The organism is Mucilaginibacter rivuli (assembly GCF_019391655.1).
Lineage (GTDB): Bacteria > Bacteroidota > Bacteroidia > Sphingobacteriales > Sphingobacteriaceae > Mucilaginibacter > Mucilaginibacter rivuli.
The window spans coordinates 278,958-302,143 of record NZ_JAHXPQ010000001.1 but is presented as its reverse complement, the minus strand read 5'-3'; the positions used below and the strand labels follow the sequence as shown (position 1 = coordinate 302,143).

The window sequence follows — 23,186 nt, the reverse complement described above, 5'->3', positions numbered from 1 at the left end:
TCAACAACCCAATAACTAATAACTTTTATCTTTGAACCATGGAAACCATAACATGGCATGATTTTGAAAAGGTTGAATTGCGTGTTGGTACGGTGTTGCAGGTGCTTGATTTCCCCGAAGCCAGAAAGCCTGCCTACAAGCTGCAGGTTGATTTTGGCGAACTGGGCATTAAATGGAGCAGCGCGCAGATCACGAAGCATTACACCAAAGAAGAATTGACAGGCAGGCAGATCATAGGGGTGGTTAACTTCTCTAAAAAGCAAATTGCTACCTTTATGTCGGAATTTTTGGTGACCGGCTTTGCCGATGAGAACGGCGATATCGTTCTTTCGGGGGTAGATAAACCGGTACCAAACGGATACAAACTGATATGACAACATTTCAAATTATAAATCTCATCATCGGCCCTCAACTGATCGGGATAATTATGCTTTTGGTTGGGTTCATTCAATACCGCTTCCCGCCAAAGCACATCAACAAGTATTATGGCTACCGCATGGGGCTCGCTTTAAAAAATCAGCAAACATGGGACGCCGCCAATAGCTATTCGGGTAAGCTGATGATGAAAATAGGGCTGATATGCATTGTTGGAGGTATTGCTTTAGCATTAATATTAGGGAGCCATGCCGAACCTGCCATGCCTTTGCTGGCCATGGCATCGGGCATTGCATCGCCCATTGTGATGATGGTGATGACAGAAAAGTATATGGATAAAACTTTCGATAAGGACGGCAATGCGCTATTATAATTTTGAAGATGAGCCGGCCATAGTGCCCGATGAGTTTTTTATGAAGGAGGCTTTTAAAGAAGCCCAACTGGCTTTTGCCGAAGATGAGATACCTATTGGCGCTGTGGTAGTGTGTAAGGGACAAATTATAGGCAGGGGGCATAACCTTACCGAGCGGCTGAACGATGTATCGGCGCATGCCGAAATGCAGGCTTTAACGGCCGCCGCCAACTATATGGGTGGTAAATACCTGCCCGAGTGTACGCTGTATGTTACCATGGAACCCTGCGTAATGTGCGCGGGTGCCAGTTACTGGTTCCAGGTTGGTAAAATTGTTTTTGGAGCTTATGATACAAAATTAGGTTTTGGCAGGTTGAACCAAAAGGTAACGCATCCCAAAACATTGGTAACAGGCGGCATTATGCAAAATGAATGCTCTGAACTGGTGAAAGAATTTTTCAGACGAAAAAGACTGAAAAGTTGACATTTAATTAAACAAATAACCATTAGTTGCCTTTATATTTGTACTTCACATATTCTAATTTAACCTTTAAAAATAAATCACTATGGCTTTTGAATTACCAGCGTTATCATACGCTACCGACGCACTTGAACCACACATTGATAAAGCTACTATGGAAATTCACCATGGCAAGCACCACCAGGCTTACGTTACCAACCTGAACAAAGCTTTGGAAGGCAAACCTGAGGCTACAAGCAGCATCGATGATATCATTCACAATATCTCTAAATTCCCACCTGCTGTACGTAATAACGGCGGCGGCCATTACAACCACACTTTCTTTTGGACCATTTTAACTCCAAATGGTGGTGGCGAGCCAACAGGCGATCTGGCAGCAGCTATTAACAGCACTTTCGGTTCTTTCGCCGATTTTAAAACGGCCTTCGCTAATGCAGGTGCTACACGTTTTGGTTCGGGCTGGGCATGGTTAATTGTTACTGCCGATAAAAAATTAGCTGTAACATCAACCCCAAACCAGGACAATACCTTAATGGATATTGCCGAAGTTAAAGGTACCCCGGTTTTAGGTTTAGATGTTTGGGAACACGCTTACTACCTGCACTACCAAAACCGCCGCCCTGATTACATCGCGGCTTTCTGGAATGTAGTGAACTGGAACCACGTTGCTGATCTGTACAAAAAAGCAATAGCTTAATTATACAGTCTTTTATTAAATATTAAAAACGGTTGAGCCATTGGTTCAACCGTTTTTTTGAATAACGTCATTGCGAGGCACGAAGCAATCTTCGATAGAAAGGCAGGCGATATGCTTTGGCGCAAATGAATAATTTAGGATTACTTCGTGCCTCGCAATGACGTATTTTATTTAAAATGATCCCACCATGAAAGCTATCGTACTGGAAAGTGCCGAAAATCCTATTGTTATAAAAGAAGTTGCCAAACCGACGTTATCACCCGGCGAAGTTTTGGTGCAGGTAAAAGCCGCGGCATTAAACCGGCGCGATTACTGGATAACTGTTGGCAAATACGCGGGCATAAAATATCCAACCATTTTAGGTTCGGATGGAGCAGGTGTAGTTGTTGAGGTTGGTGAAGGTGTGGATAGCGGATTAATAAATAAAGCGGTTATTATTAACGCCAGCCATGATTATGGTGATAACCCTGAATTTCAGGGTAAGGATTTTAAGATATTAGGCTTGCCAGATGACGGCACCTTTGCCCAATATGTAAAAGTAAACGCCGAATATTTATATGATAAACCGGCACATTTAAGCTGGGAACAGGCTGCGGCCATTCCTCTTGCTGGATTGACGGCTTACCGGGCATTATTTACCAAAGGTAAAGCCAAAAAAGGCGATAAAGTATTGATTATAGGCGCGGGCAGCGGTACGGGTACATTTTTGATACAATGGGCCGTAGCGGCAGGTTGCGAAGTATACACAACATCAGGCTCGGCCGAAAAGATTGCTTTGACCAAAAGCTTGGGGGCAACGGCCGGCGTTAATTATAAAGATGCAGATTGGGATGAACAGCTTAAAAAGCTGGCAGGCGGTTTTGATGTAGTTATTGACAGCGCCCTGGGTGAGGGTTTTTCCAAAATACCCGACCTTTGCAAACCCGGCGCACATATTGTTACTTTCGGCGGTACGGCAGGCAATTTCCCGGAGTTTAACGCGCGTAAGTTTTTTTATAAGCAATTACACCTATCGGGCTCTATGATGGGTACTGTTACAGAGTTTGAGGCCATGCTTAAACTGGTTGATGAGCATCACATTATACCTGTAGTTGACCAGGTATTTACTATGGATGAAGCAAAAGCGGCCTTTGCTGTGATGGAGCACTCTACACAATTCGGCAAGATCGTTATCCGCATGTAATATGCTGCAGTTACGGGTATATGCCATTAAATGGGAAACTGCAGATACGGCTACGTTTTTTTTAAGCGAGGTTGATGGTAAGCATATAGCTTATAAAGCAGGACAATTCATTACACTGGTATTTACGCATCATCAAACCGAGATACGCCGTTCCTATTCTATCAGTTCATCTCCCGGTGAAGCTTTGCTTGCTATTACTGTAAAACGTATCCCCAATGGTGAGATATCACGCTTTTTATTGAGTAAAACTAAAATTGGTGATGTTTGGAACGCCTTGGAGCCTTCGGGTAAGTTTGTTGTGGCCGATCATCAAAAAGCAAAAAATCTGTTTTACTTCGCGGCAGGGAGTGGTATTGTGCCGGTCTATTCACAGCTAAAAACTATTTTTTCAGAATCCGGCAAAAGCCATGTTACATTGGTTTATAGTAGCCGAAATACACAGTCAACACTATTTTATGCAGAGTTGAACCAAATGGCCATAGCCTACGCCAATCGGTTTACGCTTGTTAATCTTTTCAGCGAAAGCGAGAAGGGTTTGCGGCCACGGCGTTTAAATAATGAACTGGTTATTCAATTGGTGAATAATGGTTTGAAATACCCGGCAAACGATGCGGCGTTCTTTTTGTGCGGCCCGTTTGTGTATATGCGTATGATAAAGCTAACACTGGTAACCATGCACTTTAAACCCTCGCAGATACGCAAAGAGAATTTTGTGATAGAGGCCATACCCGAAGTTACTTTTACCACCTATCCTACCAGGGAAATAAAAGTAGATTTTGCAGGTAAGGTATACGATCTCATCGTCGGTGAAAACCAAAGCATATTAGATGCGGCATGGCAAAACGGCATCCATTTACCTTACAGTTGCAAGGCAGGCATTTGCTCAAGTTGTACGGCAATTTGCAGCAGCGGCAAAGTTGCCATGAGTGTTAATGATGTACTGACGGATGAGGACATGCAGAATGGCTGGATACTTACCTGTACAGGTCACCCGGTGAGTGATGATGTGATTATTGGATTTCCATAACCTCTTTCTTCTTTTTACTGCGCATCCGTTTTGGTACAAAGTCCAGTATTTCGGCTTTAAGGGCCTCTATCATCCGGCGCTTAAGGTAGTTTTTCTGGATAACGATGCTTACCTCGCGTACAGGCTCGGGAGATTTGAAATAGCGTACTTTATCGAGTTGCTTCTCTGTCAGGTCTGATAATGAAAGCTCGGGTAATATAGTAGCGCCGCTGTTTTGGTCAACCATGCGTTTCAGGGTTTCAACACTGCCTGTATTGTACTCAAAATGCTGGAACCCTTTGGTTGCACGGCGGCGTTGGCAAATGTTCAATACCTGCTCGCGCATGCAGTGGCCCTCGTTCAATATCCATATCTCTTCCATATCAATATCATCTGGATTGATGGTTTTCTTTTTAAAGAGGTTACTGTTTTTAGATGCGTAGGCAATAAAGTTCTCGTAAAAAACAGGGATCTCTAAAATAGCCGCCTCATGTAATGGCGTAGATAAGATGCCGCAATCCAAGGTTCCTAATTTTAGCTTTTGGATGATCTCTTCTGTGGTTTGCTCCCATACAATGAGTTTAACTGCAGGGTATTTCTCGATAAAACGGGCAATTATACGCGGCAGCAGGTATGGCGATACCGTTGGGATGATACCGATCTTCAGTTCGCCTGATAATTCTTTTTGCCTGTCGCTGATGATCTCTTTTATCTTTTGGCTTTCAGATAGCAGCACACGTGCTTGCGCAATGATCTCTTCGCCTATTTCGGTAGGTACAACAGGTTGTTTGCTGCGGTCAAATATTTTTACGCCCAAAGTATCCTCCAGCTTTTGTATCTGCATACTTAGCGTTGGCTGCGTTACAAAGCACTTTTCGGCAGCTAAAACAAAGCTGCGGTAGCTATCTAAGGCAACTATGTATTCTAATTGTACAATGGTCATATCTACAGTATAGTTTTAATCTATTCAAATATAACAATATCATTGATTTTTTCTATACCATAAATCAATGATATAATGTGATCAAAATCCACACTCATTTGAAACAAAAAAGGCAGCCTTAGCCGCCTTTTCGTTTTCTAAAATCATCTGTTTAATTAGCGGCTGCATACACAGCAGCTTGTTTAGCCATTAGTTCGTTACCCTTTTCAATGCTATTCCCGTTCTTATCATCTTCGGGCTTGTTAATATAGCTGGATATCAATGTACCGGTTTTGGCATCTATCAGGCTGATCTCGTATTGAATGCCATATGCTTTAATACGGGGCGTAAAAGCCAGGCCGTTGGTGCTGGTATTCACCACAGCATCAAATATGGCTTTACCGGTATTAATACCGCGCGCTAATCCTTCAGACATATATCGTGTACGCACCAGGCGCACTTTAAGTACCAGGTCGGCCCTTGCTAAACGGCCAAGGCTATCAGGTGCCATTTTCCAGGCAGTTCTCAGATCGGGAACGGCACTTTTAATACGGTCGTTCACCTGGTTGCTGTTCATCATCTGCACCTGCTGTTGGAACTTTTTAGCACCATGTTTTGAGGTATGCATTAAAAAGGTTTGCTCAACCTGTGTTTGGGTTGAAAGGCTTGTCGCATTCTCTTCGGTACGGGCATCGTCTGTTGTAGCTGCAGGTACGCCGGTATAGTACACTTCAACAGGCAGCACCGCTAATTTTTTCCCGTTAAAATCATGCGAAGATAAATACGAACGGTTATTATAAACATCGTGCGAACATGAGGACAACATTACCAATATTATCCCCATCATTAAATATGATAAGGTTTTCATATTAGTAAGACGATAATATCTTATCAAGCGTTACAATAGTTACGTTATATATGTTAAATAAAAATGCCGAACCAGGTTTCATCCCAATTCGGCATTCCAATTTATATTGAACGGGTTATTCTACCGTAACAGACTTTGCCAGGTTACGTGGCTGATCAACGTTACAGCCACGCATTACCGCAATGTGGTATGATAACAATTGCAACGGAATAGTTGCTACCAGTGGCACAAATGCTTCATGTGTTTCGGGAATTTCGATAACGTAGTCCGCCATTTCCTTTACATCAATGTCACCTTCGGATACGATAGCGATCACCTTTCCTTTACGGGCCTTTACTTCTTGTATATTGCTTACTACTTTCTCGTACGATGAGTTTTTAGTGGCAATGAATACAACAGGCATTTCTTCATCTATTAAAGCGATAGGGCCGTGTTTCATCTCGGCTGCGGGATAACCTTCGGCGTGGATGTATGATATCTCTTTCAGCTTTAAAGCACCCTCTAAAGCTACAGGGAAAGAACTCCCCCTACCCAAAAACAGGAAGTTGCGCGAATCTTTAAACACAGCTGCAATATCCCTGATATGATCATTGGCCACTAATGCCCGTTCAACTAAACCAGGTATCTCGTTCAGTTCGGTAAGGTATTCTATCAGTTTACTTTGGGTTATGGCACCACGTACCTGTGCTATGTAAAACGCAATCATGGTTAAGGCGGTAACCTGCGCGGTAAATGCTTTTGTTGATGCCACACCAATCTCAGGCCCGGCGTGTGTATAGATACCCGCATGCGAGGTGCGCGGGATGGATGCGCCTACCACATTACAAACACCAAATATAGTTGCGCCACGCTCTTTAGCCAACTCAATAGCTGCCATGGTATCAGCAGTTTCGCCCGATTGGGAGATGGCAATTACCAGGTCTTTTTCGGTGATGATGGGGTTGCGGTACCTAAACTCTGATGCGTATTCAACCTCAACAGGGACACGTGCATACTCCTCTATCAAATACTCTCCTACCAAACCTGCATGCCATGATGTTCCGCAGGCTACAATGATGATACGGTCAATGTTTTTGAGTTTCTCTGTGTATTCTTTTATACCGCCCAATTGAACCTTGCCGGTTGTAGGGTAAATACGGCCACGTAAACAATCGCGGATAGAGCGGGGCTGCTCATAAATTTCCTTGATCATAAAGTGATCATAACCACCTTTTTCCAGCATCTCCAGCTTAAGCTCAAGCTCGTGGATATACGGGGTTTGAATGGTATTATCAATATTTTTAACCAGCAGGTCATCCTTGCGGATGTACGCGATCTCGTTATCGTTAAGATAAATTACGTTTTTGGTGTACTCCACAATCGGTGTAGCATCTGAAGCTACGAAATACTCATCTTTACCAACGCCAATTACCAGTGGGCTACCTTTACGGGCCGCTATTATCTGATCAGGGTCGTCAGCACTCATAATTACTATCGCGTAAGCACCAACTACCTTGTTTAAAGCCACACGCACAGCCTCGCGCAGGTCAAGACCCGTTTCGTTCTGAATATCTTCTACCAGGTGTATTAAAACTTCGGTATCGGTATCGCTTTTAAAAACATGCCCCTTGGCAAGCAAAGCTTCCTTTATAATGCCATAGTTTTCTATTATACCATTGTGTATGATGGTTAACTTACGATCGCCGGATGAGTGGGGATGCGAGTTTCTGTCGCTCGGTGCACCGTGGGTTGCCCAACGGGTGTGGCCCATGCCTATATGGCCTTTCAGGCTAATATCTTTTACAAAATTTTCGAGGTCGCTTACCTTACCTGCCTTTTTATAAACTTTTAATTCTTTATCAAACAATGCTACACCGGCGCTGTCATAACCACGATATTCTAACCTGTGAAGGCCTTTTATTATGATCGGATAAGCATCCCTGTAACCTATATAACCTACAATTCCGCACATAGTATAAAATTTATCGAATGTAAAAAAAAAGCATCAATCTGCTTAATGCAAAATTGATGCTAATATCTGATTAAGTTGCGAAATACAAATTCTTATTTCGTCACTTTATTATAAAGTATGTTCAACTTCATTTTATAGCCCGCGGTATTTTTACCACCACCTATAACCGAGCGGCCATATATTTGAGGCGAACTGGCGAAGCTTATAGAAGCCCCTCCGGTTGATACGCCTGTTGTATCGCCTGCGGCAATAAAGGTGCCGTAGTCTTTCAATTTACCACGTAGCAGATCATCAATATAACCTGTAACAATGAAACTGTATGATTGATGATATTTATCAAAAAATCCTCCAAAATAACCCAGACCTAAGAATCTTGGGTCCGATGAGTATGCATCAGGTATTAATGCCCGTTGGTGTGCAATATCATATTTATACATGGTTAACCTTGGCAGGGGTGCATACGGTATGCCCGATCCTGCAACCGGGGTAATGCGTAACTCGGCCTGATTTATACTGTAATCTATAATACTATTGGTATCAACTGCCGGGTTATCGGCAAAACTTTTTTTACGGATATCGTGCAGTAACCTTGCCCCTTTACCACTTAAGTACGGGAAACTCAATTTACCACGCAAACCGGCCAAACCTTGTAAATATACATTGGCAAATGATGCTGTTGACGGATTAAGCGGGTTAGTTTGGTTTACAATATCAGCGTTAATACTATGGTCGTGCTTTATTTCTACGGCGTGCGGGTATCCTAATGGCAAGGCGGCCAGTAAGGTATCAGGCGTAGTTGTTGGGTGCAGCACACGATAGTAAATATTTACCGAAGCTGATGATGACATGTTAAAGAACAATACAGCTCCCGGGTGTGCAAGTGTTACAGCTGTGGTATTTACTGTAATGTATAAGCCCTTTAACTCGTTCTGGAAAACCTGATTGGTAGCAAGCGCGCTGGCAGAAGCACCAAAGAAACTATTCTTAAGAAAGGTTTTATCAATAGGTATGCGAATGTGAGCAGGCACTTTTTTCAATGTATCAGGACCACCAACAACAATCTGCCTGATGTACAGTGAATCGTTAGGGCGAAGGGCAAAAGTTTTTGCACCCAAAACCGTTGAACTATGCGGGAATGTACTATTACTGTAATATGATTTATTAGTGCTTATTGGTGTATTAAGCTGATAAACTGTGGCGTTTAAATTACCCGTCAGGTCGCCATATGCTCCTTTTACATAATTAAGTACTAATACTGCCGAATCAATAACCAAAGGATCGCCAATTGCGGTAAAAGACGTTTCGCCGGGTAAATTAAGTGATGTGGCAATATTAGCTTCGGTTGTACCTAAAGTAGGGTCTTTAAAAAACGCTAATGGCACATTAGTGATGCTGCTTGTGCTAACTGTATCATCTGTGGCGGTGGTAGTGTTTATTGTAGTACTATCTACCAGGTTAGCCTCGAGGCTTTTGGACGGGTCGATACCCAATCCTATGCTATCCGGATTTTTACAACTCGCTAAAATAAAAAGACTTATCAACAGGGTTAATAAGTCTGATTTTATAAATCTCATATATAATTTTATCTAAAACAATTTTTATGCAACATGCACCAATTCTTCATTGGTTATTTCGTCGTAAAAATTGTAATAATTTTCGTAATCTGAAGTAGATTCGTAATCTAAAACCGATTTATTGCTGTTTTTAACATTATTTAACACATCCTGGTCAATATTAGCACTGCCCAGAACTATCGCATCCGAGTACTGGATAGCACCCGCATATAAAGCTGAGTTGGTACCCGGCTGGAATACTTCGGTATTGCTTTCCGTCATATCTGTCATCACTGCTTTGCGTGCAAAATCATTACTCATTTTACCGGTAAAATCGTTCTCGTAAATAGAATAAACTACTTTCGAGTTTTTAAAGGTAGGATCGTCTTTGTACGTAGTTTTTAAATATGCAGGTACCAAAGCACTCATCCATCCATGGCAATGAACCACATCCGGTGCCCAACCTAATTTTTTAACTGTTTCCAATGCTCCTTTACAAAAGAAAATCGTTCTTTCGTCATTATCGGCATAAAACTTACCATCTTTATCTGTAAAAACGTGCTTGCGCTGAAAATATTCTTCGTTATCCAAAAAATAAACCTGCATGCGTGCAGCCGGGATAGAAGCAACTTTAATGATGAGTGGGTTATCGTTATCGTTGATGATGATGTTCATTCCCGACAAGCGAATCACTTCATGTAACCTGTTCCTGCGCTCATTGATGTTACCAAACCTTGGCATCAGAATCCTGATCTCAAAACCCTTATCCTGCATTGCTTGCGGAAGCTGGCGTGTGATTTCAGAAATTTTTGTTAGTTCAAGGAAGGGAGACATTTCATGAGTTATGAACAAAAGCTTAGATTTAGCCATCTCTAGTCTGTATTAATTTTATGTAAAGAACTCAAAAAATTTGAGTTTGCAAATATAAGCATTATCTTAAGATATATCAACGATTTATGCAAGTTCTTTTGGTAATATTTAACCAATTATTAATCTTTGCGCTCTTTTTAAAGACCAAAGCCCTTGAAAATCTTTACAACCCGTGAAAACCTTCATAATTATTTAGATGAAAGGCGTTTAAATAATAAAACCATAGGCTTGGTACCTACCATGGGAGCTTTACACAATGGCCATCTATCGCTTTTAGATTTTGCCAAAAGCCAAACCGACGAAGTGGTTTGCAGCATATTTGTAAATCCAACCCAGTTTACCGACCCAACTGATCTGGAAAAGTACCCCAGGCCGATAGAAAGCGATATAAAAAAATTAGAAAGCGCCGGCTGCGATGTACTTTTTAACCCACCGGTTAGCGAAATGTATACCGCCAACGAAACCTGGCACCTTAACATTGGCCACCTGGAGCACCTGCTTGAAGGCGCCATAAGGCCCGGCCATTACCAGGGCGTTACACAAATTGTATCGAAACTGTTTAACCTGATTGAACCTGATATCGCCTTCTTCGGCCAAAAGGACTACCAGCAGGTATTGGTAATTGATAAGATGGTGCAATTGCTGAACATGAAGGTTAAAGTGGTAATGTGCCCTATTGTACGCGAAGATGGCGGCCTGGCCATGAGCTCGAGGAACGTTTACCTGAACGCTGCCGACAGGGAACATGCCCTGGTTTTAAGCAAAGCGCTAAACCTGGCAAAAGAGCAGTTTGCACACCATACTTTTACCGAATTAACTAATTTGGCTACAGATTTTATAAACACCGAACCGGGCGTTAAGCTGGATTATTTTGAAATAGCCGATGGCGACAGCCTGTACCCGGCAACGCCACTGTCTAAAAAAATAGTAGCGCTGGTTGCAGCACGTGTGGGTAATACACGCTTAATTGACAATGTGATATTATCATAAAATAAAACCATGAATGCGAAACGCTTTACTTGTTTATGTTTATTACTAACAATATGTATAAGCGTTAGCGCTCAAAAACGCCAAAACGTTTATTTTATGAAAGATAGTGGCAAGCAGGTAAGTACCCGCGACAGCGCAGATTTTATCAGGATAGTTAGCGAACCCGACTCGGGTTTAAATCTTTATAACATAAAAGAGTATTTCCCGCAAGGAAATATTAAACTGATAGGTAGGACATCAAAAATAGAACCGCCGGTGTTAGAGGGGCAATGCATCACCTACTTCCCATCGGGTAAAAGGAAAACAGATTTAAGATATAGCGGCGGAAAAGTATTTGGCGATGCGTTTGAATATTTCCCGAACGGAAAGCTCTATGCCGCAAAAAAATATCCCGCAAAGGTAACGGGTTATGTGAACGATGATTACCTTATTGACGCGTGTAACGACTCGACCGGGAAAGCTTTAGTTACCGATGGCAACGGGCACTACGTTGGTTATAATGATGGCGACTTTAAACGAGTGTTTGAAGAAGGCGATGTAAAAGCCGGATTAAAGGATGGCGAGTGGAAAGGCAGCGAAGAGAATAAATACGACACCATACGTTTTGTTGAGCATTATGCCAATGGCAAAATAATAAGCGGCGCGGCTATTGATAAGAACAAAAAGGAATACCGATATACCAAACGCAATGTTGAACCAGAGTTTAGGGGAGGCGAAAGCGCTTTGTACAGATACTTGGGTTATGCGATAAGATACCCGAACGAAGCTAAAGAGAATGGCATACAGGGCAGGGTTATTCTCAAATTTATAGTTGAAAAAGATGGCTCGGTAGCCAATATAGAGATATTGAAAAGCCCCGATTCTCAGCTGACGCAAGAAGCTATACGCGTGCTGAAAAACTCACCCAAATGGACCCCGGGAATGATGTATGGCCGTAATGTTAGGGTACTTTATACGTTGCCGGTAAACTTTGCACTTAATTAATATAAGCCGCCAAGGCATGTCTTAACAATTCAATAAGTTCAGGATCGTTAAACGGGTAGTTATCTTCAATATCCAGCACTTCCAACTTCTTTCCGGCTATAGCCGAAGCAAAACGTTGCTTTATAATGTCGCGGTGTTTGCGCTCCATTACAAATATTACATCCGCCCATAAAATGAGCTTTTCGCTTACCCTGATGCGGGCCTGCCCGCTTGTACCCGCAGAGCGCGCATTATGGTTTGGATGGTTTTTAAACAACAATTCGGCCGTTGGGCTGCGCCATTGGTTTTTGCTGCAGATGAAGAGGAGGTTAGGCATTATTGAAAGTGTAACGATTTAAATATACCATCAGGGATATACCATTTTTAGTAAACCCTGGTCAAATCAATTTCATCATTTTCACACCTGCACATTTGCACATTATTTTTTAACATTCATCCCCATATAATCCAAAGTCAAATTACAAAGCGCTTTAACGCCCAGCGTAAACCCGCTTTCATCAATAAAAAAATCGGGGGTGTGGTGAGCTGGGGCGGTTAGCGGGTCGCCGCCTTTGGGTAAGCCGCCTAAGTGCAAATATATGCCCGGTACTTTTTGCTGGTAAAAGCTAAAATCTTCGGCACCGGTTTCGGGGTGGCGGGGTACAATATTTTGCGGGCCGGCGGTAGCTTGCAGCGTAGGCAGCATTTTTGCCACCAGGGCCGGGTCGTTATAGGTTACGGGGTAATGGGCACTGTAAGGTATTTTTAACTCGGCAGTAGCGCCATTGGCTTCGGCAATTTTGGTGGCTATGGTTTTGATGCGTTCGATGATCATTTTTTCATCCGCATCGCTAAACGTACGGATGGTGCCCAACATGGTGATCTGCTCGGGGATAATGTTTGATCGGTTACCACCATTAATAGCGCCTATGGTTACCACGGCGGGGTTATCGGTAATGTGCAGGTTACGGCTCACCACCGTTTGCAGAGCGGTAACGATTTCGGCCGAAGTAACTACCGGGTCAACGCTGTTCCAGGGGTAGGCCCCGTGCGACGAGCGGCCTTTTACCACAATTTGCATATCGTTCACCGCCGCCATATCAGGGCCCGAGCTGTAGGTAATAGTACCTACCGGCTGGTATGATTGTATGTGCAGGCCAAATATGGCATCAACTTTAGGATTTTCCATTACGCCTTGTTTTACCATCTCCTGCGCGCCGCCCACTTCGCCGGGGGGTACGCCCTCTTCGGCGGGTTGGAAAATGAATTTAACTGTACCGTGGATGTCAGCTTTCATAGAAGATAATACTTCTGCCACACCCATCAGTATCGCCATGTGCGAATCGTGCCCGCAGGCATGCATTACGCCCACAGGATTACCCATATAAGTTGATGTAGCCTTTGATGCGAAAGGCACATTGGTACGCTCTATAACGGGGAGGCCATCCATATCGGCACGCAGTGCAACAACCGGGCCGGGCTTCCCTCCAACCAATAAACCAACTACACCCGTGGTAGCTACGCCTGTTTTAACCTCGATACCCAAAGAACGCAGGTGCTTTGCAATGATTTCCGACGAGCGCACCTCATGGTTACCCAATTCCGGGTGCTCATGGAAATCCTCGCGCCAGGCGATGATCTTTTTTTCGATGGCATCGGCACGTTTGGCGACTTCTGCTTTTGATGTGCTTTGCGCGAAGGAAGCAGCCATGGTTAAGCTGCATAGTATGCTGAGTAGTGGTTTCTTCATTTTTGTGGTGTTGTGTTAAGGTTTAAATATAGCGATTAAGTCCAATACCTGTGTTTGTGATTTCGTATATTTACAATATGGATGTTATTTTCCAAAAGAGCGCTGACCCATTTTTAAAAAGGATATGGCAAACTTATTTGACTACCTTCTCAATTATTCATAGCTTGATTTGTATCCCTTTTCTCGTTTTTCTTAATACAGCAATTTTCTCAAACGGCAGTATTGAATTAGCAGTTTTTTCGGGCTTAATACTTTTAGTCCTTATCGCTTTTAATATTTGGCAATGCTATAAATGGATGACTTGTAAAATAATTAGCGTAACATTTTCGAATGACGTTTTTACTATCATAATTGTAAATAAGGATGAAGAACGATCGTTTCAAATACTAATAGAAGATATCAACACGAGATTATACTGGAGAAACCCTAATAAGCAATACATGCTTACTCTCTGTATCAATAAAGGCAATAATTTGATAGCTAAAGTTTACGCTTGTAGGAAAAAAGATGAATTTGATCTGAAGAATATCCCCTACCAGATATATAAACAAAAGGCTGTTGCAGCTAACAATCCATAAAACTATGGATTATCGACCATGGACTATGGTCTGCAATTTTCGTAACTTTACACTATGCAACCCTCCTACCATAAATACAACGCAAAATTCCAACAGGCCCTCGAAACTTTAAACCCGCAACAGCTTGCAGCGGTGAATAAAATGGATGGACCGGTATTGGTGGTAGCCGGGCCGGGTACGGGTAAAACGCAAATCCTGGCGGCACGTATTGGTAAAATACTCACCGAAACAGATGCCCGTCCGCATGAGATTTTATGTTTAACCTATACCGATGCGGGTGCAGTTGCTATGCGTAAAAGGCTGTTCGATTTTATCGGCCCGGATGCATATCGTGTGAATATATACACCTTCCATGCGTTTTGTAATGAGGTAATACAGGAGAACCTGGAGTATTTTGGCAAGATGAATCTGGAGCCACTGTCCGATTTGGATTCGGCTTTACTATTCCGAGAATTGGTGGATGAGTTTTCTAACACGCACCCTCTGAAACGCTTTACAGGCGATGTATATTATGATGTTTCACGGTTGAAAAGCTTGTTCTCGACCATGAAGCGCGAGAGCTGGGATGCAGCCCTGATCAAAAAAGCTGTGGAGGAATATTTGGCTGATATCCCATTACGGGATGAGTTTACCTACAAACGCGCCAATGCCAAGCTGGGCATTAACGTAGGCGATCCAAAGCAAAAGGATATTGACGCAGTTGCCGAAAAAATGAACCAACTGCTGGCTGCAGTTGGCGAATACCAGAACTACGATGCCAAAATGAAGGCGCAGGGGCGGTATGATTATGACGACATGATCATTTGGGTGCTGCGCGCTTTCCGCGAGAACGAGGAGATATTACGCCGTTACCAGGAACGCTACCAGTATATTTTGGTAGATGAGTTCCAGGATACGAGCGGTTCGCAGAATGAGTTGTTGAAGTTTATACTGAACTACTGGGAAACCCCTAACGTGTTTGTGGTTGGTGATGATGACCAGTCGATATACAAGTTCCAGGGGGCGAACATGAAGAACATCCTGGACTTCGCGAATGATTATGTGAGCACGCTATATACCGTGGTATTGAAGCATAATTACCGCTCCAACCAGCATATCCTCAATATCTCGAAAGTATTGATCGATAATAATAACGAGCGTTTAACCAAACAGCTCGCGCTGGATAAAAACCTGCAATCATCGCACCCGCGTTTTGATGAGCTGGCCGTTGAGCCCGTCATTCGCGAATACGATAACCCGGAGCAGGAAATTGTTGATGTGGCATTGCAGATAGAAAAGCTGATAAGTAACGGCACCGAGCCCGGTGAAATAGCGGTGATATACCGCAACCACAACCAGGTGGAAGACCTGGTGCATTTCCTTGACCAGAAAAAGATAGCGGTAAGCACCCGCCGTAAGATCAACGTGTTGGAACTGCCTTTCGGCGAAAAGGTGATCTCGATTTTACGCTACCTGGCTATGGAGCTCGATTCGCCGTATAGCGGCGATGAGTTGCTGTTCGAGATATTGCATTATGATTTTTTTGGGATAGCGCCGATAGAAATAGCCAAGGCCAGTATCGAGGTGTCGAAGAACAATTTTGGCTTAGCCAACAACCAGGGTAAAACATCCTTGCGCCGCTACATCCACGAGATGAAAACGCCCAAGGCCGATCTGTTTACCCCGGCCGACCAAACCACCAAAATGAAGTTTTTGGTGAACGATATTGATATGCTGCTCACTGATGCTGTGAGTCTAACGCTTCAACAGTTGTTCCAGAAGATGATAGCCAAGATGGGTATCCTCAAATACATTATGGAGCAGCCCAATAAGGGTTGGTTTATGCAGGTACTCACCAGTATCTTCAACTTTTTGAAGGATGAGAGCCGCAAGTTACCCGAAATCACCCCGGCAGATTTTGTGGCCATTATTGACCTGATGAAGCGCAACAGCATATCGCTGGAACTGAACCAGGTGATATTTGCCGAGAACGGAGTAAACTTTATGACGGCGCATGGCTCCAAAGGTTTGGAGTTTGAGTATGTGTTCCTGATAGGTTGCACCAAAAAGATATGGGACAGCAAGGGCCGCAACTCGGGCTTTAGTTACCCCGATACGCTGACCATGGCTTCGGCAGATGATACCGCGCAAAAAGAAGAATCGCGCAGGTTGTTTTATGTGGCGGTGACGAGGGCCAAGCAATGCCTGATGATATCCTATCCCGGCAAGGAAAAAAGTGGCAAGCCACAGGAATCGTCGCAGTTTATTGGTGAGATTTTGGCCGATACGCACCATAACATTGAATATCCGAAAGTGAATGAGGATGCGATGATGGAGTTTTTTATGACCCAGTTCAACGAGGCCGAAAAGCCCAAAGTGAGCCTGATAGATAAAAACTACATTGACCATCTGCTGCAAAACTACACCCTATCGGTAACGCATTTGAGCAATTATTTGGATTGCCCGTTGAAATTCTATTTCCAGAATTTGATCAGGGTGCCGGCGGGCAAGAGTCCGGCGGCTACGTTTGGGCAGGCAGTGCACTGGGCGCTAAATAAGGTGTTTCGTGCTTTGGCGGATAACAATAACGAGTTCCCGGCAACGGATGATTTTATGGGGCAGTTCAGGTGGTATATGTACCGTAACCGCGATTCGTTCACCAAGGAAGATTTTAAGTTACGACTTGATTATGGTGAGAAGATACTGCCACCGTATTACGAGCAAAATCTTACCAAATGGAACAAGATCGCCATCACCGAAAGGGGTATAAAGAATGTAGAGATAGCGGGCATCCCAATAAAGGGTAACCTGGATAAAATTGAGTTTACCGGCAAGCAGGTAAACGTGGTGGACTACAAAACGGGCAAGTATAAAAATGCTAAAAGCAAATTTAACCGCCCTAACGATAGCGAACCTATTGGTGGGGATTACTGGCGCCAGGCGGTATTTTATAAGATTTTAATTGATAACGACCGCACGCTGGATTGGGAAGTGATAAGTACCGAATTTGAGTTTGTTGAACCTATTAGCGAAAGCGAGTACCACAAAGAAAAGGTGGTGATAACCCCGCAGGATGTGGAACAGGTTACCGGGCAGATAAAGGATGTTTACCAAAAGATATTGAACCACGATTTTAATACCGGCTGCGGTAAAAAGGAATGTGATTGGTGCCATTTTGTAAGGAGTAATTTTGAGCAAAAGGAGGAGTTACAGGAAACAACCGAAGACGATATTGAACAATAATATGCAGCAGCAATTTTTAACATTCCGCCGGTTTAATGAACCGGCTTTGGCCAAGAGCCTGACCGACTTACTTGACGCAAACGAAATTGAATATGAAGTAGGCGAGGAATCGTTAATAGCTAACCCGCTCATGGTATCGGGTGATGAATTGATGAGAGAGTACCTGATTAAATTACAGCAACACGATTTTGATAAGGTAAACAACCTGCTCGTTGCCGAAGAAGAAGAAGCACTAAATGATGTGGAAGCCGGTTATTACCTGTTTGACTTTACTGACCAGGAATTAGTGGATATTGTTAAAAACTTTGATGAATGGAGCGCGTTTGATTTTGCCCTTGCCCGGAAAATACTGAAAGAGCGCGGTGTGGTTATTAACGACCGGCACATCGCGGATTTTAAGCAGGACAAGATAGATATGCTGAAACAACCCGAAGAAAGGCAAACTTTAGGGGTAACATTAGGCTATATTTTTTCGCTTTTGGGTGGCTTGATCGGTGTTTTTATTGGCTGGTATTTATCAACGGCGAAAAAGACACTACCTAACGGCGAGCAGGTTTATAGCTTTGCCGAGGCCGACCGGAAACATGGTAAAAATATACGCATTCTTGGTATCGTAATGTGCGTGGTATTTATTGCTTTGAAAATTTATCTTGTACAGTAAGCGCAACTACAGCGGTGCAGAGGCCTAATGATATTGCATTTTATTTTTTTATTCTATAAATTAGTTTTGAAAGTAAGATTTTTAAACCCTTAATTATGGAAGAAAAAATACACGACAAACAATTTGAAAAAACCGCAGAAGTAAGGGAAGCATGGCATAAGCCGCAAATTATAGTTTTAGGAGCTAAAGATAATACCCTGGGTTTACCAACCACAGGCGATGATGGGCACAGCGATGGTACCTAATATTTTATACCCAGCTCTTTATTATTGCATTAAACAAAAACTACTATATTATATATATGCAAACGCAACACATTACTCCCCTTACCAATCAGCCATCAAAAGAAACCTGGCGCAAACCTACTATCGAAATACTTTCAGTTAATAATGAAACATTAGGCCTCGGCATCGACCCTGACAGCATTATTCACTTTTTTATGGGGACGTAAAAATACTTTACAATAAAACCGCTTTATTACAGATATAACATAACACCTGATCTTATTAATTGTATACCCGAATGTGTATTTCGGCCCCTTAATTTGCGTTCCGTACAAAAGTGTGTTTCCCTGATCCCATAAGACCTGCAAAAAGGTAATTTCCCTCAGCAACGGCGTTTATCGGTTTGCCGTCAACCATTAACCGGTTCCCGCTTGTACCACTTTTAGGTATATATACCTTCGCCTTTACGTTTGCGGGGATGGTGAGGGTCATCACATAACTTTTAGCGCCGCGTTTCCATTCAATGCTTACATCGCCACGATCTGTAGGTAAGGTTCCTTTGGCATAATCTAGTGCATGGTTAAATTCGAGTGGTTTTACCTGTATCAACTTATGTTGCGCTTTAAGCACTTTAATGCCCAAAATATAATCCTCCATACCCAATAAGCCCACTGCTCCCCATGGGTGCGACATACTATCGTTGCGTTTATCCGCATCCCAGGATTCCCATGTTACGGTAGCGCCTTGGGTGATATTTTTGGCCCATCCGTCCCATTCGGTATTGGTGAATAGATTAATCAAGTGCGCGCCCTGGTCGGCTTCGCCAATGGCGAGGGGCAGATATCTAACCGTTACCATACCAACGCTCATTTTTTGCTTTTTTATTTCATTTATAACCGCATCCCGGCTGGCAGGTGGCACAATACCCATTGCCATTGGATACATATTGGCATGTTGCGATGTATGTGTACTTGGCGAAAGATCAGCGTGTAAACCATCGTTGTAAACGCCATTACTATTGATGAGTTGCGTGTTGATGGCTTTTTTTATAGCCATGGCTTTATCGGCATAGGTTACGCTATCAGCAGTATTACCTACTACGCCTGCAATTTTCGACAGGTTACTAAAATCAATATAGGCATAAGCGTTGATCACAGTACGGGCTTCGGTACTCATATCATAGCCATAACGCATCGGCGAAGGCCAGTCGATAATACCATACAGGTAAGGCCCGCTGCCGCCGGCCAGGTTATGGATAAGCCCGGTTTTTGGGCTTTTATAACGGTCAACGTAATCGGCTATTTTTTTAAGGCGCGTATAATTATCAATTAAAAACTGCGCGTTGCCGGTTTGCTCATAGTAATCCCAAACCCAAACAAGATACGATTGTGTATAATCGGGTATATCCCTTTTGCCATCAACATTTGGGTATACTGAGTTTAGGCGGCCATCGGGCCAGTACTGGTCTTGCGACTGCATAAACTCGTTGAGTACCCGGTCGTTCATTACCCGGTCGCCCATCACGCTCATAGCGGGTACCGCTTCCGACCAGCCATCACCTAAAAATGAACCCTTTTCGCGCGTAGGGGTATCTACAAAGCCTTCCTGAGCACCTGCTACCAGTGAGTATTTCATCAGCTCCCAAACCCGGTTGAGCATGGTGTTGGATGAGGTAAAGGAGGAGCGGTTTTCGTCCAACTCAAAATGGCGCATAATAAATTTAACATTGACCGTAGTTAACACATTGGGCGAATTATCGATCTCCAGGTAGCGCATTCCCAAGTACACCATGGGCTTAAAAACAGCATTGTTGCCATTTAATATAAAGTAATAAGCCAGGTTGGTACTTTGGTTCATCTTTTCGTTCATGGTGCCATCGTTGTTTAACACAAAGCCACCGCGCATGCTTACCATGTCGCCCGCGTTGCCACCCGAAAAATTAATGACCGGTATGCCGGCATAAATTTTGCCAAGGTCAACCAGGTATTTGTTCCCGCCGAGGCTGGTTACGCTTAGGGGTGTAATTTCTTTTTCGATAACACGGGTCAGGTCTGGCTGGAGGTTATTTATCCATGGCGCTACGAGCGGGGCGCCTATTTCTGTAGCGGTTGGCCATGCAGTATCATCGCAACCGGCGGTAAACCAATTGGTGATGGCTTTGCGCGAGTCTATTTTATCCTGAAAGCCAATACCCTCGCCCCCACGCTGTGGCTGCCCGGTAATCCAATATTCGGCCTGATGTTGTTTCCAGGTGCTATCAGTACTGATGGTTGTTTTAGAGCCATCAGCATACTCGATAATGGTTTTCATGATAAAGCCACGCTGACTGGGAGCACGACCCTGGCCGCCGCCATACCAATGGGTTAGTGCTGCAATCAGATTCCGTTCACCGGGATGGATATCGGCAGTTACATCAAAAGCGTGGTAATACTGATATTGCGGGTAATGATTAACCGAGCCTTTGCTGATGAATTTGCCATTGATGTAAAACTCGTAATTATGCACGGCAGATATATAGGCTATTGCACGCTTAATGGTTTTAGCGGGCAGAGCTTTTGTTTTGCGATAGTAGGTATAATCATCCTTATCGGTGGTGTTGCGTTTTACCCATTTGGCGCCTGCCCAATCCTGGCTGTCAAACAGGCCCGTATCAAAATATTGCGTAGCCGAATAAGGGCTTTCGTGCCCGTCTTTGTCCCATGTTTTCACTTTCCAGTAATACCGGGTTGCGGGTAAAAGCGCTTTACCAGCATAATATACATAGTTCTGTTTGTCGGATTTTACTTTACCGCTGTTCCAAACATCTGCGGCAGCGGCGTTGGGGTTTGTTGATACCTGTAACTGGTATGCGGTTTGTACCTCGTTGGCATCGGCATCATTTACGTACCAGCCAAAGTATGGTTTTGCTTCGGTACCTATTGGGCAGTATTTGTTATGGCAACGCAGGTTTAACGGCTTTCCCGGATTTGCGGCCAATAAGCCAAATGGCAGCAATAAGAACAACATGGCCGAAAAGCAAAAACTAATACGATGTTTCATGAGATAAGGAGGGTTAAAACTGGTAAAAACACCTGTTGGTAACAGGCTATTTAGCTAAACAATAATATTTAAACTTTTAGATATAGCCAAATTAAGGTAGACCGAACAGCAGGATTGTTACAAGTTACGCTTCTCTAAACTTGATACAGCGAATGCGTTTTATAGGCTGATTATTGCGCTCTTGTTAATATATCTTTTAAATCAGCAATTTGCACGGTACTTACACCTGTGTTATAAATGGCATTACTACCACCAATAACCATTATATGATTATAAATTACGATAGCTCCTAAATGCTTTCGGGTACTAAAATTAGATTTAACAACTGTAAATTGCCGGGTTTGGGTATTAAAAAATCCAACAGCATCTTTATCATCATAACCTCCTGCAATAAAGATAAGATCGTTACAAGCAGTAATTCCATTAGCTGAAATAGGTTTTGGCAATTTGCCGATCAAAGCCCAAACCTTGTTTTGAATATCATAAGAATAAATATTTGAGCTGGTATAATTCCCTTGTGGATTAAAGCCTCCGAAGACATATAAAATACCATTGATCACGGTTCCTGAAGTCTGCAATTTCTCGGGCATATCCGGAAGTTTATTAAATGCCTCCATTACAGGATCAAATTCATAAAAAGAATTAACTGCGACACTCGAAGTCATATTATTGATGCCAGTGCCTCCTCCAAATACATATATTTTGTTATTCCATACTGCTGATCCCGCGTATGCTGTTGGCAACGGATTTTTAACTTTTAATAATTCAACCTTACCGGTTTTAGTATCAATTGTCTCAACGTTTTCAAAATACGTATAGTTAACCGTTGAGGTGATACCACCAATTACGTATATTTTTCCATTTGAAGGTATATACGCCGAGGTAGCTTGTATTGTAGGTTTAAGGTCATGTGCTAATAATGACCAATTATTAGATTGAGGGTCATATTTTAATGCCTGTGTACAAATACTCCTGCCAGATAACCCACTAACTGTATACCCATAATGCCCATCTGATGTACATGCCTCGTAGTACAGAGGAAAAGGCAAATTGCTAACGTTTTTAAATACCAGTTTTTCTGCGCTGTTTTTAATTTTAACCTCACCCAACAGTATTTGCTTATATTCCAAAACAAAAGTTCTCGTTCCTTTTGTCAGAATATCAATTCCTTTGATTTTTAATGGTGTATATCCAATACAGGTAATTGAAATTTCGTCACCAGTATCTAAATGTCGTCGGGCTATATTTAGCCTACCTGTTGAGTCAAATAAAAGAGTATATGCTTTGCTGTTATTGATAAATGTAGCATTGGGGATCGCCTTTCCATCATTATTTTTAACAAAAATAATGATGTCAGCAATACCTTTAGTTGTACGATAAACATTATTGTTAGTAAAGCTTAAACCTATCATTCCTGGAATTAGTAAGGTCAAAGTGAGCAAGTAATTTAAAACCGCTTTCTTCATAATGCTATTTTAAGATCTAAATATTACAGTTGTAC

22 protein-coding genes are annotated in these 23,186 nt (G+C 42.9%); 13 read left to right on the top strand and 9 right to left on the bottom strand.

What is annotated here, in order from left to right; translation table 11 throughout:
- Positions 1 to 38 precede the first annotated feature (38 nt).
- The 6 genes from KXQ82_RS01440 (at position 39) to KXQ82_RS01415 (ending at position 4,115) form a co-directional block, all read left to right on the top strand.
- Positions 39 to 374, top strand: a complete 336-nt coding sequence (locus KXQ82_RS01440; protein ID WP_219486158.1) for a tRNA-binding protein — start codon at positions 39 to 41, stop codon at positions 372 to 374.
- Positions 371 to 748, top strand: a complete 378-nt coding sequence (locus tag KXQ82_RS01435; protein WP_219486156.1) for an SdpI family protein — start codon at positions 371 to 373, stop codon at positions 746 to 748. The genes KXQ82_RS01440 and KXQ82_RS01435 overlap by 4 nt, the downstream gene beginning before the upstream one ends.
- Positions 735 to 1,211 carry a nucleoside deaminase gene (locus KXQ82_RS01430; protein ID WP_219486154.1) on the top strand — a complete coding sequence of 159 codons (477 nt, stop codon included), beginning with the start codon at positions 735 to 737 and terminating at the stop codon, positions 1,209 to 1,211. The genes KXQ82_RS01435 and KXQ82_RS01430 overlap by 14 nt, the downstream gene beginning before the upstream one ends.
- Positions 1,212 to 1,293: 82 nt before the next feature.
- Positions 1,294 to 1,905, top strand: coding sequence for a superoxide dismutase (locus tag KXQ82_RS01425; protein ID WP_219486152.1), 612 nt, complete (start codon positions 1,294 to 1,296; stop codon positions 1,903 to 1,905).
- 187 nt (positions 1,906 to 2,092) lie between these two features.
- Complete coding sequence (locus KXQ82_RS01420) at positions 2,093 to 3,088, top strand: quinone oxidoreductase family protein (RefSeq protein ID WP_219486149.1); 996 nt, start codon at positions 2,093 to 2,095, stop codon at positions 3,086 to 3,088.
- A 1-nt stretch (position 3,089) separates the two neighbouring features.
- Positions 3,090 to 4,115 carry a flavin reductase family protein gene (locus KXQ82_RS01415; RefSeq protein WP_219486147.1) on the top strand — a complete coding sequence of 342 codons (1,026 nt, stop codon included), beginning with the start codon at positions 3,090 to 3,092 and terminating at the stop codon, positions 4,113 to 4,115.
- On the opposite strand, the gene KXQ82_RS01410 is transcribed toward KXQ82_RS01415, so the two are convergent.
- The 5 genes from KXQ82_RS01410 to KXQ82_RS01390 all read right to left on the bottom strand — a co-directional run bounded on the left by KXQ82_RS01410 (position 4,099) and on the right by KXQ82_RS01390 (position 10,258).
- Positions 4,099 to 5,037 (bottom strand): hydrogen peroxide-inducible genes activator, encoded by a 939-nt coding sequence (locus tag KXQ82_RS01410; protein ID WP_219486145.1) that lies wholly within the window; start codon positions 5,035 to 5,037, stop codon positions 4,099 to 4,101. The genes KXQ82_RS01415 and KXQ82_RS01410 overlap by 17 nt on opposite strands.
- A gap of 151 nt (positions 5,038 to 5,188) precedes the next feature.
- The gene (locus tag KXQ82_RS01405; protein ID WP_219486142.1) at positions 5,189 to 5,884 is read right to left on the bottom strand and encodes a hypothetical protein; all 696 of its coding nucleotides are present in this window, start codon (positions 5,882 to 5,884) and stop codon (positions 5,189 to 5,191) included.
- A gap of 115 nt (positions 5,885 to 5,999) precedes the next feature.
- Positions 6,000 to 7,835 (bottom strand): glutamine--fructose-6-phosphate transaminase (isomerizing), encoded by a 1,836-nt coding sequence (gene glmS, locus KXQ82_RS01400; RefSeq protein ID WP_219486140.1) that lies wholly within the window; start codon positions 7,833 to 7,835, stop codon positions 6,000 to 6,002.
- A gap of 92 nt (positions 7,836 to 7,927) precedes the next feature.
- On the bottom strand, positions 7,928 to 9,409 hold the full coding sequence (locus KXQ82_RS01395) for a DUF4270 family protein (RefSeq protein ID WP_219486138.1): 1,482 nt from the start codon (positions 9,407 to 9,409) through the stop codon (positions 7,928 to 7,930).
- A gap of 24 nt (positions 9,410 to 9,433) precedes the next feature.
- Positions 9,434 to 10,258, bottom strand: coding sequence for a glycogen/starch synthase (locus KXQ82_RS01390; RefSeq protein WP_219486136.1), 825 nt, complete (start codon positions 10,256 to 10,258; stop codon positions 9,434 to 9,436).
- A 153-nt stretch (positions 10,259 to 10,411) separates the two neighbouring features.
- Here KXQ82_RS01390 and panC point away from each other — a divergent pair, with 153 nt between their 5' ends.
- Positions 10,412 to 11,248: a pantoate--beta-alanine ligase gene (gene panC, locus KXQ82_RS01385; protein ID WP_219486134.1), complete on the top strand. Its 837-nt coding sequence runs from the start codon at positions 10,412 to 10,414 to the stop codon at positions 11,246 to 11,248.
- Positions 11,249 to 11,344: 96 nt separating this feature from the next.
- Positions 11,345 to 12,232, top strand: a complete 888-nt coding sequence (locus KXQ82_RS01380) for an energy transducer TonB (protein WP_219486133.1) — start codon at positions 11,345 to 11,347, stop codon at positions 12,230 to 12,232.
- Here the strand turns inward: KXQ82_RS01380 and KXQ82_RS01375 are convergent.
- Together KXQ82_RS01375 and KXQ82_RS01370 are read right to left on the bottom strand one after the other, a co-directional pair.
- Positions 12,225 to 12,548, bottom strand: a complete 324-nt coding sequence (locus KXQ82_RS01375) for a low molecular weight protein tyrosine phosphatase family protein (protein WP_219486132.1) — start codon at positions 12,546 to 12,548, stop codon at positions 12,225 to 12,227. The genes KXQ82_RS01380 and KXQ82_RS01375 overlap by 8 nt on opposite strands.
- A 102-nt stretch (positions 12,549 to 12,650) precedes the next feature.
- Entirely contained in the window at positions 12,651 to 13,961 is a 1,311-nt protein-coding gene (locus KXQ82_RS01370) for an amidohydrolase (protein ID WP_219486131.1), read from the bottom strand.
- A gap of 77 nt (positions 13,962 to 14,038) precedes the next feature.
- On the opposite strand from KXQ82_RS01370, the gene KXQ82_RS01365 reads away from it, so the two are divergent.
- From KXQ82_RS01365 to KXQ82_RS01345, 5 genes are all read left to right on the top strand, one after another.
- Complete coding sequence (locus tag KXQ82_RS01365) at positions 14,039 to 14,539, top strand: hypothetical protein (protein WP_219486130.1); 501 nt, start codon at positions 14,039 to 14,041, stop codon at positions 14,537 to 14,539.
- A 54-nt stretch (positions 14,540 to 14,593) separates the two neighbouring features.
- Positions 14,594 to 17,761: an ATP-dependent helicase gene (locus KXQ82_RS01360; protein WP_219486129.1), complete on the top strand. Its 3,168-nt coding sequence runs from the start codon at positions 14,594 to 14,596 to the stop codon at positions 17,759 to 17,761.
- A 1-nt stretch (position 17,762) separates the two neighbouring features.
- Positions 17,763 to 18,422, top strand: a complete 660-nt coding sequence (locus KXQ82_RS01355; protein WP_219486128.1) for a hypothetical protein — start codon at positions 17,763 to 17,765, stop codon at positions 18,420 to 18,422.
- Positions 18,423 to 18,517: 95 nt separating this feature from the next.
- Positions 18,518 to 18,667, top strand: coding sequence for a hypothetical protein (locus KXQ82_RS01350; RefSeq protein WP_219486127.1), 150 nt, complete (start codon positions 18,518 to 18,520; stop codon positions 18,665 to 18,667).
- A 56-nt stretch (positions 18,668 to 18,723) separates the two neighbouring features.
- Positions 18,724 to 18,873 (top strand): hypothetical protein, encoded by a 150-nt coding sequence (locus tag KXQ82_RS01345; protein ID WP_219486125.1) that lies wholly within the window; start codon positions 18,724 to 18,726, stop codon positions 18,871 to 18,873.
- 88 nt (positions 18,874 to 18,961) lie between these two features.
- On the opposite strand, the gene KXQ82_RS01340 is transcribed toward KXQ82_RS01345, so the two are convergent.
- On the bottom strand, positions 18,962 to 21,685 hold the full coding sequence (locus KXQ82_RS01340; protein ID WP_219486124.1) for a family 78 glycoside hydrolase catalytic domain: 2,724 nt from the start codon (positions 21,683 to 21,685) through the stop codon (positions 18,962 to 18,964).
- Between the two features lie 170 nt (positions 21,686 to 21,855).
- Entirely contained in the window at positions 21,856 to 23,151 is a 1,296-nt protein-coding gene (locus KXQ82_RS01335; protein ID WP_219486122.1) for a Kelch repeat-containing protein, read from the bottom strand.
- Positions 23,152 to 23,186: the final 35 nt, after the last annotated feature.

Coding starts and splice junctions, on each gene's coding strand:
- KXQ82_RS01440 (WP_219486158.1), top strand. CDS start 39: ATGGAAACCATAACATGGCATGATTTTGAAAAGGTTGAATTGCGTGTT.
- KXQ82_RS01435 (WP_219486156.1), top strand. CDS start 371: ATGACAACATTTCAAATTATAAATCTCATCATCGGCCCTCAACTGATC.
- KXQ82_RS01430 (WP_219486154.1), top strand. CDS start 735: ATGCGCTATTATAATTTTGAAGATGAGCCGGCCATAGTGCCCGATGAG.
- KXQ82_RS01425 (WP_219486152.1), top strand. CDS start 1,294: ATGGCTTTTGAATTACCAGCGTTATCATACGCTACCGACGCACTTGAA.
- KXQ82_RS01420 (WP_219486149.1), top strand. CDS start 2,093: ATGAAAGCTATCGTACTGGAAAGTGCCGAAAATCCTATTGTTATAAAA.
- KXQ82_RS01415 (WP_219486147.1), top strand. CDS start 3,090: ATGCTGCAGTTACGGGTATATGCCATTAAATGGGAAACTGCAGATACG.
- KXQ82_RS01410 (WP_219486145.1), bottom strand. CDS start 5,037: ATGACCATTGTACAATTAGAATACATAGTTGCCTTAGATAGCTACCGC.
- KXQ82_RS01405 (WP_219486142.1), bottom strand. CDS start 5,884: ATGAAAACCTTATCATATTTAATGATGGGGATAATATTGGTAATGTTG.
- glmS (WP_219486140.1), bottom strand. CDS start 7,835: ATGTGCGGAATTGTAGGTTATATAGGTTACAGGGATGCTTATCCGATC.
- KXQ82_RS01395 (WP_219486138.1), bottom strand. CDS start 9,409: ATGAGATTTATAAAATCAGACTTATTAACCCTGTTGATAAGTCTTTTT.
- KXQ82_RS01390 (WP_219486136.1), bottom strand. CDS start 10,258: ATGGCTAAATCTAAGCTTTTGTTCATAACTCATGAAATGTCTCCCTTC.
- KXQ82_RS01380 (WP_219486133.1), top strand. CDS start 11,345: ATGAAAGATAGTGGCAAGCAGGTAAGTACCCGCGACAGCGCAGATTTT.
- KXQ82_RS01375 (WP_219486132.1), bottom strand. CDS start 12,548: ATGCCTAACCTCCTCTTCATCTGCAGCAAAAACCAATGGCGCAGCCCA.
- KXQ82_RS01370 (WP_219486131.1), bottom strand. CDS start 13,961: ATGAAGAAACCACTACTCAGCATACTATGCAGCTTAACCATGGCTGCT.
- KXQ82_RS01365 (WP_219486130.1), top strand. CDS start 14,039: ATGGATGTTATTTTCCAAAAGAGCGCTGACCCATTTTTAAAAAGGATA.
- KXQ82_RS01360 (WP_219486129.1), top strand. CDS start 14,594: ATGCAACCCTCCTACCATAAATACAACGCAAAATTCCAACAGGCCCTC.
- KXQ82_RS01355 (WP_219486128.1), top strand. CDS start 17,763: ATGCAGCAGCAATTTTTAACATTCCGCCGGTTTAATGAACCGGCTTTG.
- KXQ82_RS01350 (WP_219486127.1), top strand. CDS start 18,518: ATGGAAGAAAAAATACACGACAAACAATTTGAAAAAACCGCAGAAGTA.
- KXQ82_RS01345 (WP_219486125.1), top strand. CDS start 18,724: ATGCAAACGCAACACATTACTCCCCTTACCAATCAGCCATCAAAAGAA.
- KXQ82_RS01340 (WP_219486124.1), bottom strand. CDS start 21,685: ATGAAACATCGTATTAGTTTTTGCTTTTCGGCCATGTTGTTCTTATTG.
- KXQ82_RS01335 (WP_219486122.1), bottom strand. CDS start 23,151: ATGAAGAAAGCGGTTTTAAATTACTTGCTCACTTTGACCTTACTAATT.